This window comes from Pseudomonas sp. ADPe (assembly GCF_014843515.1).
Taxonomy (GTDB): domain Bacteria; phylum Pseudomonadota; class Gammaproteobacteria; order Pseudomonadales; family Pseudomonadaceae; genus Pseudomonas; species Pseudomonas citronellolis.
Genome location: NZ_CP062122.1, coordinates 3,064,148 through 3,076,786, shown reverse-complemented (window position 1 = coordinate 3,076,786; position 12,639 = coordinate 3,064,148). Strand labels below are relative to the sequence as shown.

General features: G+C 68.2%; 14 protein-coding genes. 6 read left to right on the top strand and 8 right to left on the bottom strand.

The genetic code is table 11. The features are described 5' to 3' along the window. Positions 1-14 precede the first annotated feature (14 nt). On the bottom strand, positions 15-608 hold the full coding sequence (gene betI, locus IG194_RS14000) for a transcriptional regulator BetI (RefSeq protein ID WP_043270284.1): 594 nt from the start codon (positions 606-608) through the stop codon (positions 15-17). A 436-nt stretch (positions 609-1,044) separates the two neighbouring features. Here betI and IG194_RS13995 point away from each other — a divergent pair, with 436 nt between their 5' ends. Together IG194_RS13995 and IG194_RS13990 are read left to right on the top strand one after the other, a co-directional pair. Further along, the gene (locus IG194_RS13995; protein WP_024128866.1) at positions 1,045-1,605 is read left to right on the top strand and encodes an HdeD family acid-resistance protein; all 561 of its coding nucleotides are present in this window, start codon (positions 1,045-1,047) and stop codon (positions 1,603-1,605) included. Next, the gene (locus tag IG194_RS13990; RefSeq protein ID WP_009614228.1) at positions 1,598-1,777 is read left to right on the top strand and encodes a hypothetical protein; all 180 of its coding nucleotides are present in this window, start codon (positions 1,598-1,600) and stop codon (positions 1,775-1,777) included. Before IG194_RS13995 ends, IG194_RS13990 begins: the two co-directional genes overlap by 8 nt. A 65-nt stretch (positions 1,778-1,842) precedes the next feature. Here the strand turns inward: IG194_RS13990 and IG194_RS13985 are convergent, their stop codons facing one another. Next, complete coding sequence (locus IG194_RS13985; RefSeq protein WP_058489688.1) at positions 1,843-3,309, bottom strand: PLP-dependent aminotransferase family protein; 1,467 nt, start codon at positions 3,307-3,309, stop codon at positions 1,843-1,845. Between the two features lie 105 nt (positions 3,310-3,414). Here IG194_RS13985 and IG194_RS13980 point away from each other — a divergent pair, with 105 nt between their 5' ends. The 3 genes from IG194_RS13980 (at position 3,415) to IG194_RS13970 (ending at position 5,555) form a co-directional block, all read left to right on the top strand. Further along, positions 3,415-3,864 carry a GNAT family N-acetyltransferase gene (locus IG194_RS13980; protein ID WP_058488012.1) on the top strand — a complete coding sequence of 150 codons (450 nt, stop codon included), beginning with the start codon at positions 3,415-3,417 and terminating at the stop codon, positions 3,862-3,864. A 13-nt stretch (positions 3,865-3,877) separates the two neighbouring features. Beyond that, positions 3,878-4,561, top strand: a complete 684-nt coding sequence (locus IG194_RS13975) for a GNAT family N-acetyltransferase (RefSeq protein WP_058488011.1) — start codon at positions 3,878-3,880, stop codon at positions 4,559-4,561. An 82-nt stretch (positions 4,562-4,643) separates the two neighbouring features. Next, positions 4,644-5,555 (top strand): D-hexose-6-phosphate mutarotase, encoded by a 912-nt coding sequence (locus IG194_RS13970; protein WP_058488010.1) that lies wholly within the window; start codon positions 4,644-4,646, stop codon positions 5,553-5,555. Positions 5,556-5,877: 322 nt separating this feature from the next. Here IG194_RS13970 and IG194_RS13965 read toward each other — a convergent pair whose 3' ends face one another. From IG194_RS13965 to purE, 4 genes are all read right to left on the bottom strand, one after another. After that, on the bottom strand, positions 5,878-6,420 hold the full coding sequence (locus IG194_RS13965) for a DUF3299 domain-containing protein (protein ID WP_009614238.1): 543 nt from the start codon (positions 6,418-6,420) through the stop codon (positions 5,878-5,880). Positions 6,421-6,569: 149 nt separating this feature from the next. After that, complete coding sequence (locus IG194_RS13960) at positions 6,570-6,815, bottom strand: GlsB/YeaQ/YmgE family stress response membrane protein (protein ID WP_058488009.1); 246 nt, start codon at positions 6,813-6,815, stop codon at positions 6,570-6,572. Positions 6,816-6,928: 113 nt separating this feature from the next. Then, on the bottom strand, positions 6,929-8,014 hold the full coding sequence (locus IG194_RS13955; protein ID WP_058488008.1) for a 5-(carboxyamino)imidazole ribonucleotide synthase: 1,086 nt from the start codon (positions 8,012-8,014) through the stop codon (positions 6,929-6,931). Positions 8,015-8,022: 8 nt separating this feature from the next. Beyond that, complete coding sequence (gene purE, locus IG194_RS13950; protein WP_009614245.1) at positions 8,023-8,514, bottom strand: 5-(carboxyamino)imidazole ribonucleotide mutase; 492 nt, start codon at positions 8,512-8,514, stop codon at positions 8,023-8,025. A gap of 309 nt (positions 8,515-8,823) precedes the next feature. Here purE and adhP point away from each other — a divergent pair, with 309 nt between their 5' ends. Continuing rightward, the gene (adhP, locus tag IG194_RS13945) at positions 8,824-9,858 is read left to right on the top strand and encodes an alcohol dehydrogenase AdhP (protein ID WP_058488007.1); all 1,035 of its coding nucleotides are present in this window, start codon (positions 8,824-8,826) and stop codon (positions 9,856-9,858) included. A 48-nt stretch (positions 9,859-9,906) separates the two neighbouring features. Here adhP and IG194_RS13940 read toward each other — a convergent pair whose 3' ends face one another. Then, positions 9,907-11,079 (bottom strand): IS4 family transposase, encoded by a 1,173-nt coding sequence (locus IG194_RS13940; RefSeq protein WP_058488006.1) that lies wholly within the window; start codon positions 11,077-11,079, stop codon positions 9,907-9,909. Positions 11,080-11,535: 456 nt separating this feature from the next. After that, on the bottom strand, positions 11,536-12,450 hold the full coding sequence (locus IG194_RS13935) for a LysR substrate-binding domain-containing protein (protein ID WP_058488005.1): 915 nt from the start codon (positions 12,448-12,450) through the stop codon (positions 11,536-11,538). Positions 12,451-12,639 lie beyond the last annotated feature (189 nt).

Genomic DNA, 12,639 nt, shown 5'->3' with positions numbered 1-12,639 from the left:
GAAGGCCGCGCCCGCTATCCGGTGCGCTTGGCCAGTTGTTGGTCGAGATAGTCGTAGGCGATAGCCAGCGCCTGCTCGGTATCGAAGGCATCGCCCGACAGCGCGCCGCGCAGCCACAGGCCGTCGATCAGCGCGGCCAGGCCGCGGGCGGCGCGGCGCGCCTGGTCCAGCGGCAGCTCGCGGCGGAACTGGCAGCACAGGTTGGAATACAGCCTGTGGTCGTTGATCCGCTGCAGCCGGCGCAGGGACGGCTGGTGCATGCTGCTGGCCCAGAACGCCAGCCAGGTCTTCATGGCCGGGCCGTTGACCTGGCTGTTGTCGAAGTTGCCGGCGACGATCGCCCGCAGGTGGGCGCGCGGATCGTCGGTTCGCAGGCTAGCGCGCCGCTCGCGCACGGCCTTGCTCAAAGCCGACATCAGATGCCGCATCGTCGCCTCCAGGAGGCCGTTCTTGTCCTGGAAGTAGTGGCTGATGATGCCGTTGGAGACCCCCGCCAGGCGGGCGATCAGGGCGATGCTGGCGTCGCTCATGCCAACCTGGTCCACGGCCTCGAGGGTGGCGTGGATCAGCTGCGAACGGCGAATCGGCTGCATACCGACCTTGGGCATATTGATATCTCTCCTCACGCGGGACGTGGCTGTGCCGTCCGGCGTCATTGTGGGCCAGTCTATTTTGTTTTTATTGAACGTTCAATCAACTAAGAATAAGCTGCGCTCCGTGAATCCTCCCGAGCCCCTGCGTGCAAGCGGGCCCGAGCCGTTCATCACCGCGATGCGTTCCAGGGGGCAAGGATCGCAGAATCCTGCCCGGAAGTGTCGCGGCGGCAATGCTGTGTTCGGCCTGCACAAGGCCATGCGCGCCGACTACGAGCGCCTGCACGGCCCGCGCCCGGCTGATCCAAGGCTCCCCGGTGGCGTCCCGCACGACGCCACCCGCCTGCCCATGGCAGGCCCTTTCGCCCGGCCCTGCGCCGGGCTTTCTTTTAGCTCCGGCCCTATGGCGCGGGGCTGCTATGGTTTCTGGCGAACCCCGCTGGAGAAAACCATGAACGATCATCCCCTGTGGCAAGCCCTGGGCCGGCACTGGAAATGGATCGCCCTGCGCGGCGTGGCCGCGGTGCTGTTCGGCGTGCTGGCCATCGCCTGGCCGGGCATCGCCCTCACCGTGCTGGTCATCGTCTGGGGCGCCTATGCCTTCGTCGACGGTGTGTTCACCCTGATCGCCGCGGCCAGCATGCGCGAGTCGCAACGGCCGATCTGGCCGCTGTGGCTGGTCGGCGCGCTGGGCGTGCTGGCCGGCCTGGTGGCGTTCTTCTGGCCGGCGCTGACGGCGCTGGGCCTGCTGATGCTGATCGCCGGCTGGGCGCTGGCCACCGGCGTGCTGCAGATCATCGCCGCCTTCCGTCTGCGCAGGAGCCTGGCCAACGAATGGTGGCTGGGGCTGTCGGGCGCGCTGTCAGTGCTGTTCGGCGTGCTGATGATCGCCAACCCCGGCGCCGGCGCGGTGGCGGTGGTCTGGGTGATCGGCGCCTACGCGCTGTTCTTCGGCGTGCTGCTGATCCTGCTCGCGCTGCGCCTGCGCAAGACCTCGACCTTCGATGCCTGAGGCGCGCGACTGGTGCCTGTGGCGCCTGGACGACAACGGCAACCGCTTCGTCGTGCGCCGCGGCCTGAACCGCGAAGAGGCCGAGGCCCTGGCTCTTGAGTACCAGGGCCGCGGGCACAAGCAGACCTACTGGGCCGAGCGCGAGGAAAAGCCCCCGCATGGCGCGACGTAGGATGGGTGGAGCGCAGCGATACCCATCGCCATGCCCGCATGGGTTTCGCCAAGGCTCAACCCATCCTACGAAAGCGGAAGGTGCCAGGCCTTGCGCAGGGTCTTCAGGGCTTCGGCTATGCGTGCCTCGGGCACGGCGGCGAAGCCCATGACCAGGCCGGCGCGCTCGTCTTCAGGCTCCGTCGACTCGGGCAGCCAGTAGTCGCTCAGCGCGTTGACCTCCACCCCCGCCTGCAACGCACGCTCCACCAGCCAACGCTCGCGCTCGCGGCTTTCCACCCGCACGCACAGGTGCAGCCCCGCCTCCACCGGCGGCATGGGCGCGCAGCCGGGCACCTCCGGCCAGCCGCGCAGCAGGGCGTCGCGCCGCGCCCGGGCGGCCCGGCGCATCCGTCGCACGTGGCGCTGGAAGTGGCCTTCGGCGATGAAGTCGGCCATCACCCGCTGGGTGCCGACTTCCGAGTGCCGCACGTCGAGGGCGCGGCGCCGGGCGAAGGCCTCGGCCAGGGCCGGCGGCACCACCAGGTAGCCCAGGCGCAGCGCGGGGAAGGCGATCTTGCAGAAGGTGCCGACGTAGAGCACGCGCTGCTGGCGGTCGAGCGCCGCCAGCGGCATCAGCGGGGTGCCGGCGTAGCGGTATTCGCCGTCGTAGTCGTCCTCGACTATCCAGCCACCGCTGCGCTCGGCCCATTCCAGCAGGGCCAGGCGCCGCGCCAGCGACAGGGTGACGCCGGTGGGGTACTGGTGCGAAGGGGTGAGGTAGACCAGCCGACAGTCCGGCAGCTCGCGCAACTGCTCGGTGCGCAGGCCCTCCCCGTCCACCGCCACCCCGTGCAGGTGCGCGCCGGCAGTGGCGAAGGCATGGCCGGCGGCGCGATAGCCGGGGTTCTCGATGGCCACGTGGTCGCCCTCGGCGAGCAGCACCTGGGCGCACAGGGCGATGGCCTGCTGCGCGCCGCTGGTGACTATTATCTGCCCCGCCTCGCAATGCAGGCCGCGCGCGCTGCGCAGGTAGGCGGCGATCAGCTCGCGCAGGCGCCATTCGCCGGCGGCGTCGCCGTAGCCCAGGCAGTCCGCCGGCGGCTCGCGCCAGAAACGCGCCTGCAACCGCGCCCAGGTCTCGAAGGGAAACAGATCGAAGGCCGGCACGCCGACGCGGAAGGCCCGCGGCGCGCCTTGCGGCGGCCTGGGCAGGTGGTGCCGTTGCAGGCGTTCCAGCGCCGCCACCTCGGGCACCTTGCCGGGTTGCGGGGTGGGCGCGCTGCACGGCTGCACGCGCTCGGCGACGTAGGTGCCATCGCCGGTGCGGCCTTCGATGTAGCCCTCGGCGTAGAGCTGCTCGTAGGCGCGCACCACGGTATTGCGCGACACGCCCAGGGCTGCAGCCAGGTCGCGGCTGGCCGGCAGCCGCGAGCGCGCGGCGAGGCGGCCGTCGAGGATGCGTTCGCGCAGCGCCTGGAACAGCTGCTGGCCCAGCCCCCTGGCAGGGTCCAGGCGGATGCCGGACGGGTCGAAAGGCAGCGGGGCGTTCATGGCGGGCTCCGGAAATGGCTCCTCGAATTGGACCATGAATGGCTCTTTAGCGGAACCAATTCCCGCTCTAGTCTGGCACCAGCCCCCAAGGACAAAGGCCACCCCATGACCGCACCGCTCGAAATCCGCCTCGTCGACGCCGACGACCACGCCGCCTGGCTGCCGCTCTGGCAGGGCTACCAGCGCTTCTACAAGACCGTGATCGACGACGCCACCAGCGCCGTCACCTGGCAGCGCTTCCTCGACCCCGCCGAGCCCATGCACGCCGCCCTCGCCTGGCGCGACGGCGAGGCCATCGGCATGGTCCACTACATCTTCCACCGCTCCTGCTGGACCCAGGGCGACTACGTCTACCTGCAGGACCTCTACGTCCACGAAGGCCTGCGCGGCGGCGGCGTCGGCCGCGAGCTGATCGAGCACGTCTACGCCGCGGCCCGCGCAGCCGGCGCCTCTCGGGTGCACTGGCTGACCCACGAGAGCAACACCGACGCCATGCACCTGTACGACCGGATCGCCGACCGCTCCGGCTTCGTGCAGTACCGCAAGATTCTCTGACCGGAGCGCGACCATGACCGACACCCAACCCGCCCTGCACTGGCAAGCGGTGCCCGCCCCGGCCCGGGAAACCCTGAACGGCCGCTACCTCGACCTGGAGCCACTGGACGCCGCGCGCCACGGCGACGACCTGTGGGAAGCCCTGCAAGGTCCGGAATCCGACCCCGTGCTGTGGGACTACCTGCCCTACGGCCCCTTCCCCGAGCGCGCCGCCTTCGATGCCTGGATCGCCGGCAACGCCGCCAGCGCCGACCCGCAGTTCTACGCCGTGCGCGAGCGCAGCAGCGGCCGCGTCACCGGCCTGCTGAGTTTCCTGCGCATCACCCCCAAGGACGGCGTGATCGAGATCGGCCACATCGCCTTCGGCCGCGTCATGCAGCGCAGCCCGGCCTCCACCGAGGCGGTGTACCTGCTGGCCCGGCGCGCCTTCGAGCTGGGCTACCGGCGCCTGGAGTGGAAGTGCAACGCACTGAATGCGCGTTCCATGCGCGCCGCCGAGCGCCTGGGCTTCACCTACGAGGGCACCTTCCGCCAGCACATGGTGATCAAGGACCGCAACCGCGACAGCGCCTGGTTCTCCATCCTCGACAGCGAGTGGCCGACGCGCCAGGCGGCCTTCGAAGCCTGGCTCGACGCGGCCAACTTCGACGCCCAGGGGCGCCAGAAGCACAGCCTGGAAAGCCTGCGCCAGGGCTGAAAAAAGCCTTTTCGGGGAACTGCCCGGCCGCCGGGGGATCGGTGATACTGAATCCTTTCCCCTTGCTGTGCCGGAGGCCCCCATGAGCAGCCCATACATCACCCCCCGCGTCGAACAGACCACCATCGACGAGCTGCCCTGCTGGCGCATCCACACCGAATTCGGCGAGGCGCTGATCGCCCAGCAGGGCGCCCAGCTGCTCAGCTACCAGCCCCACGAGCAGCCGCCTCTGGTGTGGCTCAGCGAGCAGGCCGGCTACAAGCGCGGCCAGTCCCTGCGCGGCGGCGTGCCGGTGTGCTGGCCGTGGTTCGGCGAGCTGGCGCGCAACCCGGTGCAGGTGCGCACCGAATACGCAGGCGACCAGCCGCCGGCCCACGGCCTGGTGCGCGGCATCGACTGGCAACTGGACGACATCGCCGACGAACAGGGCGCGCTGTCCGTGCACTGGAAGCTCGACGCCGGGCAGGGCCTGCCGGGCTGGGTCCACTCCGCCGAACTGAGCCTGGTGATGCGCTTCGGCGAACACCTGGGCCTGGAACTGACCACCCGCAACCTCGGCGACAAGCCGCTGGCCCTGAGCCAGGCGCTGCACACCTACTTCGCCGTCAGCGACGTTCGCCAGGTGAGCGTCGACGGCCTGCAGGGCTGCCGCTACATCGAGACGCTGGAGAACTGGGAAGAACGCCGCCAGGACGGCGTGGTGCGCATCCAGGGCGAGACCGACCGCATCTACCTGGACGTCGACCGGCCCCTGGTGATCCGCGATCCGCAGTGGCAGCGCGGCATCCACATCCAGGCCGGGCACTCGCGCTCGGCGGTGCTGTGGAACCCCTGGGTGGACAAGGCGCAACGCCTGTCGCAGTTCGCCGACGATGCCTGGCAGCGGATGTTGTGCATCGAGACGGCAAGGGTGTGGGACGACGTGCTGAGCGTGGCGCCGGGGCGGAGCGAGACGATGAGCGTGGAGATCTGGAGCGAAGCGCTGGAGGGGTAGGCTGCGCTTTCTTTTCGTAGGAGCGAGCTTGCTCGCGAACCGGGTTTCCTGGTGGCTTCGGTGCTGGGCCTGAAGAGCGCCCTCTCCCTAACCCTCTCCCTGAAGGGAGAGGGGACCGTTGGGCAGACGCTGATGCTTTAGAGTCAGCCGGCTAGCGCAGAGATTGCCGGCTGAAACCATTCCTCCTCTCGGCACGGACTGGCCCCCTCTCCCTTCAGGGAGAGGGCTGGGGAGAGGGAACGGAGTCAATCCGAAACACCAATACATCCGGGAAACACCGTTCGCGAGCAAGCTCGCTCCTACGAAGAGCAAAGAGCCAGGCCTACAGATCGCTATCCTGCACCGCCCGCACCTTGGCCTCGTCCATCGCGTAGGCCGCATCCGCCATCTCGTTGCTGACCTTCTCCACCTTCAGCTTGCCGGTCACCCACAGCGGGCTGTAGATGTCGTCGATCTTCATGCCCTTGGGGTAGCGCACCAGCACGATCTGGTTCGGCGGCGGCGGCGGTACGTGGATGCAGGCGCCCGGGTAGGGCACCAGGAAGAACTCGGTGACGCGGCCCTTGGCGTCGTTCTCCAGGGGCACCGGATAGCCGCCGAGGCGGATCTGCTTGCCGTCCAGCGCGGCGACCGTCTTGGTCGAGAACATCACCTGCGGCAGCTTACCCTTCTGCTTCAGGCCGCCCTGCTTCTGGGTGAAGGTGCCGGCGGCTTCCGGGCTGTTGTGGTCGATCTCGGGCATTTCCTCCAGCGCCTTGCGGTCGCTGGGCGGCATCAGTTGCAGCCAGTCGGTTTCCGGGATGTCGGCGGCATGGGCCAGGCCGGTGAGCAGCACGAGGCTGCAGGCGAGCAGGGTACGGCGCATGAATGGGCTCTCGGGCGCCGGCAGCGGGCGCCCACGCAACGGGAAGACGGCGGATGACCTTCACCGCCCGCCCGGGCCGGGCGAGCGGGAATCGGCGCACATTCTTGGGGATCGCCGGGCAAATGACCAGCGCTACCCGGCGTGGAGCCTCAGTTCTTCTTCACGAAGGCGTAGATGATCAGCAGGATCACCGCGCCGACCACCGCGCCGATGAACCCGGCGGCCTGCCCGGCCTGGTAGATGCCCAGGGCCTGGCCGCCGTAGGTGGCCAGCAGCGAGCCGCCGATGCCCAGCAGAATGGTCATGATCCAGCCCATGCTGTCGTCCCCCGGCTTCAGGAAACGGGCGATGAGGCCGACGATCAGGCCGATGACGATGGTTCCGATTAAACCCATGGCTTTCCCTCCTGTGGATGGACGCGCCAACCGGCGCGCCCCTTGTCAGACAGTGTAGGAAAGCCTGGCGTTCCGTGCGGCAGCCCGCCATGAGAAGCGGGCGGCCGAGCGCGTCAGCCCTTGCCGATAAGGGCTTCGACTTCGCCGATGCGCGCCTTGAGGGTGGCCAGGTCCTTGCTGCGCAGGGTGGCGTGGCCGACCTTGCGCCCGGCCTTGAAGGCCTTGCCGTAGTGGTGCAGGTGGCAGTCCGCGATGGCCAGCACCTTTTCCACCGGCGGCACTTCGCCGATGAAGTTGAGCATGGCGCTCTCGCCCACCTTGGCAGTGGAGCCCAGCGGCAGGCCGGCCACGGCGCGCAGGTGGTTCTCGAACTGGCTGCACTCGGCGCCTTCGATGGTCCAGTGCCCGGAGTTGTGCACGCGCGGGGCGATCTCGTTGGCCTTCAGGCCGCCGTCCACCTCGAAGAACTCGAAGGCCAGCACGCCGACGTAGTCCAGCTTGTCCAGCACGCGGCCGACGTAGTCCTCGGCCAGCTTCTGCAGCGGGTGCTCGCTGCTGGCCACGGACAGGCGCAAGATGCCGTTCTCGTGGGTGTTGTGCACCAGCGGGTAGAAGCGCGTCTCGCCGTCGCGGGCGCGCACCGCCACCAGCGAGACTTCGCCGGTGAAGGGCACGAAACCTTCGAGGATGCAGGGCACGCTGCCCAGCTCGGCGAAGGCGCCGGCCACGTCCTCGGGCTTGCGCAGGACCTTCTGGCCCTTGCCGTCGTAGCCCAGGGTGCGCGTCTTGAGCACCGCCGGCAGGCCGATGCCGGCCGCGGCGGCGTCGAGGTCGGCCTGGGACTGGATATCGGCGAAGGCCGGGGTGGGAATGCCCAGGTCCTTGAACATCGACTTCTCGAACCAGCGGTCGCGGGCGATGCGCAGCGCGGAGGCCGAGGGGTAGACCGGGACGAACTGCGAGAGGAAGGCCACGGTCTCGGCCGGCACGCTCTCGAACTCGAAGGTCACCAGGTCCACTTCGTCGGCCAGTTGGCGCAGGTGGTCCTGGTCGCTGTAGTCCGCGCGGATGTGCTCGCCCAGGGCCTGGGCGCAGGCGTCCGGCGCTGGGTCGAGGAAGGCGAAATCCATGCCCAGCGGGGTGCCCGCCAGGGACAGCATGCGGCCCAGCTGGCCGCCACCGATGACACCGATCTTCATGGTTCTGCTCAGGCCTCGCGGGGGTCGGGGTTGTCCAGCACCGAGGTGGTCTGCTCGGTGCGGAAGCGCTTGAGCGCGTCGTGGTACTGCGGGTGCTTGCCGCCGAGGATGCTCGCCGCCAGCAGCGCGGCGTTGATGGCGCCGGCCTTGCCGATGGCCAGGGTGGCGACCGGCACGCCGCCGGGCATCTGCACGATGGACAGCAACGAATCGACGCCCGAGAGCATGGACGACTGCACCGGCACACCGAGCACCGGCAGGTGCGTCTTGGCCGCGCACATGCCCGGCAGGTGGGCGGCGCCGCCGGCGCCGGCGATGATCACCTCGATGCCGCGGCCTTCGGCCTCTTCGGCGTACTGGAACAGCAGGTCCGGGGTGCGGTGGGCGGAAACCACCTTCACTTCATGGGGGATGCCCAGCTTGTCCAGCATGTCCGCGGTGTGACTAAGGGTGCTCCAGTCGGACTTGGAGCCCATGATCACGCCAACCAGTACGCTCATCGTCGTGCCTCTTGGTGGTGCGCGTGCCGCGCGTCAAAAACCAACAAGCCACGCATTCCGGTCCCGGGCGTGGCTTGTACATGGACGAACCGACGAGCGGGGCCGGTTCGGAGGCGGCGCAGTATACCGCAAGGCCGCGCCGTTCGTGGAGTCCGTGCGCGGGCCGTTGGGCGGGTGCTGCCAAGGGATGAGGCGCCCCGCCTTTGCTCCAGCTCAATATCGCCTAGGCTCAAGGGCTCAGACTGATGCAACCCGCGGCGCAGACCGGTTTTCGCCCGCCCCCGTTCGTTTGCACAAGGAGAGCTTGCCATGTCCTCGACCCTGCCCCAGACCATGAAAGCGGCAGTGGTGCACGCCTTCGGCGCGCCGCTGCGCCTGGAAGAAGTGAAGGTGCCGCTGCCCGGCCCCGGCCAGATCCTGGTGAAGATCGAGGCCTCCGGCGTCTGCCACACCGACCTGCACGCCGCCGAGGGCGACTGGCCGGTGAAGCCGAGCCTGCCGTTCATTCCCGGCCACGAGGGCGTCGGCTACGTCGCCGCGGTGGGCGCCGGGGTGACCCGGGTGAAGGAAGGCGACCGCGTCGGCGTGCCCTGGCTGTACACCGCCTGCGGCTGCTGCGAGCACTGCCTGACCGGCTGGGAAACCCTCTGCACGCAGCAGCAGAACACCGGCTACTCGGTGAACGGCGGCTACGCTGAATACGTGCTGGCCGACCCGAACTTCGTCGGCCACCTGCCCAAGGGCATTGGCTTCACCGAAATCGCCCCGATCCTCTGCGCGGGCGTCACCGTGTACAAGGGCCTGAAGGAAACCAAGGCACGCCCCGGCCAGTGGGTGGCCATCTCCGGCATCGGCGGCCTGGGCCACGTCGCGGTGCAGTACGCCAAGGCCATGGGCCTGCACGTGGTGGCGGTGGACGTGGACGACGCCAAGCTGGAGCTGGCGCGCAAGCTCGGCGCCAGCCTGACCATCAACGCGAAGAAGGAAAACCCGGTGGAAGTGGTCCAGCGCGACATCGGCGGCGCCCACGGCGTGCTGGTGACGGCGGTGTCCAACAGCGCCTTCGGCCAGAGCATCGGCATGGCCCGCCGCGGCGGCACCATCTCCCTGGTCGGCCTGCCGCCGGGCGACTTCCCCACGCCGATCTTCGACGTGGTGCTCAAGGGCCTGCACATCACCGGCTCCATCGTCGGCACCCGCGCGGACCTGCAGGAGGCGCTGGACTTCGCTGGCGAGGGGTTGGTGAAGGCGACGGTGAGCGCCGGGAAGCTGGAGGATATCAACGGAATTTTCGACAAGATGCGGGCGGGGGAGATCGAGGGGCGGATTGTGGTGGAGATGTAGGCCTCAGGCGCTGGGCTCCCGCGCTCGCGCACTGCTGTCCGGCACGCCTCATGCTATTAACAGTTGCCCCTGACGCAGGTTGATCTCGCGTATTCGCTCCTGTCGTCGTCGGTAACGTTCGGCCTCTAGACCAGGGCGCTGAAACAGCGTCGCCTGCACCTCCACCATCAGCATCCACAGGCTCTGCTGCGTTCCCGTTCTGCGTTGGTAAAGACTCAGCAGCAAATAGCTGATCAGCGCACAGAGAATCTGGAGGCGCACAGCATTCTCGCTACGGCCCAGGAAACGCCTGACCTTCAGGTGTTGCTTGATCCATTTGAAAAACAGCTCGATCCGCCAGCGATCCCGATAGCGCTCGGCGATTTCTGCCGCCGGGCTGCTCAGGTCGTTGGTCGCCAGGCTCAGAGGCGACTCATCGCCTGGGCGGTTCACCAGGATCCGCCGCAGGGGCTGGGTGTAGTGATTACGCCGTCGGCCACCTGGGTTGCGGTTGGAGAAGCTCACCTCTTCGTCTCGCAGGATCGTTTCCCGGTCTTGCTGGGGAACCTCGCGCTGGGCCAGGACCTTGAGCCGCACATTGGACTTGAATCGTGTGACGAAGCGGGCCTTCTGGGCATCCAGGCTCGCCCACCAGTTGAAGTCGTAATAGCCCTTGTCGAATACGTAGGTGGCCTGTGGCTCGATACCCAGCGTCCGGCCTTCGTCGATGTCGTTGACGTTGGCTGCGCTGAAGCTGCAATGCACTGGCGCCGCCGCCTGCTCGGCATACAGCACATGGACTTTCAGCCCCTGGGAGCGGGTTCGATTGGACAGCGTCCATTCGTCGAAGCCAGGGCCCTTGAGGGTGATCGTGGTGGAGTCCAGCAGGTACAGCAGTTCCTTCCCGTCACGGCGTAACTGCCGGCAGACGCCCGCCATCAGGTAGTGCGCAACCTGGGCGAAGACCTCGGTATTACGGCGTTCGTTGGCGTCGGCCAGGGTGGAACGCCGGATCGGGCCCGTACCCAGGTGATAGTGCTGATGGGGATGGCTGTTGAAGCTGGTTTCAAGCGCCCGCAGGCTGCTCACGCCGGCCAGTTGGGCATACACCATGGCGACCAGTCGATCCCAACTGCCAAAGCGCTTGCTGTGCTTGTCGGCGCCGTGTTCGGCGACCAGTCGATCGAAGACGCCGCGAGGCAGCGCTTTTAGTACATCGTGAAAACGGCTTATCCTGAACATCTTGCGGGGGCTGTGAGGTTGAGTTGGCGCTCAACGGTTTAACCCGTGCCTTCAGCCCCCGCAAGCCCTCCAGACGCCCCCTTGAAAATATTCCGGACAGTAGTGCGCGCTCGCGGGAGTGACGGGGGCGGTGTTTTGCCGGGGGCTTTGGTGTGGGGCATTACTCCGCTCCCTCTCCCCAACCCTCGGCTGCGCGCCCCGCCCTGAAGGGAGAGGGGGCTTGCCCGTGCCGAGAGGAGGCTTGGAGTCAGCCGGCAATCTCTGCGCTAGCCGGCTAACTCCAAAACATCAGCGTCTGCCCAACGGTCCCCTCTCCCTTCAGGGAGAGGGTTAGGGAGAGGGCGCTCCGCAGGCCAAACACCGAAGCCACCAGGAAACACGGTTCGCGAGCAAGCTCGCTCCTACGGTTCAGCACACCACCGCAACGCCCCCCGAACGGCCAAGCCCTCCCCCACCTCAAGCACTCTCCCCCAGCCCCAAACCGCCCTCCAGCTTGCGCCACAGCAAACGGATCTGCGCCTTGCGCACCAGGGCGCAGCGGTACAGGCGGATTTCCTGCGGCACCACCCAGTGCGGGCCGCCGCACACCGCCAGCTCGCCGCGGGCCAGCTCCGCCTCCATGCTCAGGCGCGGCACCCAGGCCACGCCCATGCCCTGCAGCGCCATGCTCTTCAGGCTGTCGGCCATGGCCGTTTCGTAGACCGTGGTGTAGCGCAGGTTGCGCTGGCGCAGCAGCAGGTTGACGCCGCGGCCGAGGAAGGCGCCGGCGCTGTAGGCCAGCAGCGGCACGCTCTGGCTGCTGTCGAGGTCGTACAGCGGCAGGCCGGCGGAGTTCACCGCGCACACCGGGAGCATCTCGGTGCGGCCCAGGTGCAGCGAGGGGAACACTTCCGGGTCCATTTGCAGCGCCGCGTCCGGGTCGTAGAAGGCCAGCATCAGGTCGCAGCCGCCCTCGCGCAGCAGGTGCACGGCCTCGCCGACGTTGGTCGCCACCAGGCGGCTGGCGATGTTCAGGCCCTCGGCGCGCAGCCGGGCGATCCACGCCGGGAAGAAGCCCAGGGCCAGGGAGTGCGCGGCGGCGAACTGCAGCACCTCGCCCTGCCCGCCTTCCAGGTGGTGCAGGTGGCGCACCACCTGGCCGAGCTGCTCGACCACCGCGCGCGCGGTGACCAGGAACAGCTGCCCGGCCTCGGTCAGCTCGATGGGGGTGCGCTGGCGGTTCACCAGGGTCAGCCCGAGGGCGTCCTCCAGGCTGCGGATGCGCCGGCTGAAGGCCGGCTGGGTGACGAAGCGCTTCTCCGCGGCCTGGGAGAAGCTGCGGGTAGTGGCCAGGGTGCTGAAGTCCTCCAGCCATTTGGTTTCCAGGTTCACGTCGTCTCCTCCCGGCGCGGCGGGATGGTCTTGATCGATCGGTCAGTGGATGAACGGGCGCGCGTAGCATGGCCATACGCTCGCCGTCATCAGGTCGTCACAGAATACATTATGCCGTTTGTGCATGAGACAGCTTCCAACAGCATTGGCCGACGATCGGCGAAATCCCTAGTCTAGTGGGCATCGCGG

Coding starts and splice junctions, on each gene's coding strand:
- betI (WP_043270284.1), bottom strand. CDS start 608: ATGCCCAAGGTCGGTATGCAGCCGATTCGCCGTTCGCAGCTGATCCAC.
- IG194_RS13995 (WP_024128866.1), top strand. CDS start 1,045: ATGAACGATCATCCCCTGTGGCAAGCCCTGGGCCGGCACTGGAAATGG.
- IG194_RS13990 (WP_009614228.1), top strand. CDS start 1,598: ATGCCTGAGGCGCGCGACTGGTGCCTGTGGCGCCTGGACGACAACGGC.
- IG194_RS13985 (WP_058489688.1), bottom strand. CDS start 3,309: ATGAACGCCCCGCTGCCTTTCGACCCGTCCGGCATCCGCCTGGACCCT.
- IG194_RS13980 (WP_058488012.1), top strand. CDS start 3,415: ATGACCGCACCGCTCGAAATCCGCCTCGTCGACGCCGACGACCACGCC.
- IG194_RS13975 (WP_058488011.1), top strand. CDS start 3,878: ATGACCGACACCCAACCCGCCCTGCACTGGCAAGCGGTGCCCGCCCCG.
- IG194_RS13970 (WP_058488010.1), top strand. CDS start 4,644: ATGAGCAGCCCATACATCACCCCCCGCGTCGAACAGACCACCATCGAC.
- IG194_RS13965 (WP_009614238.1), bottom strand. CDS start 6,420: ATGCGCCGTACCCTGCTCGCCTGCAGCCTCGTGCTGCTCACCGGCCTG.
- IG194_RS13960 (WP_058488009.1), bottom strand. CDS start 6,815: ATGGGTTTAATCGGAACCATCGTCATCGGCCTGATCGTCGGCCTCATC.
- IG194_RS13955 (WP_058488008.1), bottom strand. CDS start 8,014: ATGAAGATCGGTGTCATCGGTGGCGGCCAGCTGGGCCGCATGCTGTCC.
- purE (WP_009614245.1), bottom strand. CDS start 8,514: ATGAGCGTACTGGTTGGCGTGATCATGGGCTCCAAGTCCGACTGGAGC.
- adhP (WP_058488007.1), top strand. CDS start 8,824: ATGTCCTCGACCCTGCCCCAGACCATGAAAGCGGCAGTGGTGCACGCC.
- IG194_RS13940 (WP_058488006.1), bottom strand. CDS start 11,079: ATGTTCAGGATAAGCCGTTTTCACGATGTACTAAAAGCGCTGCCTCGC.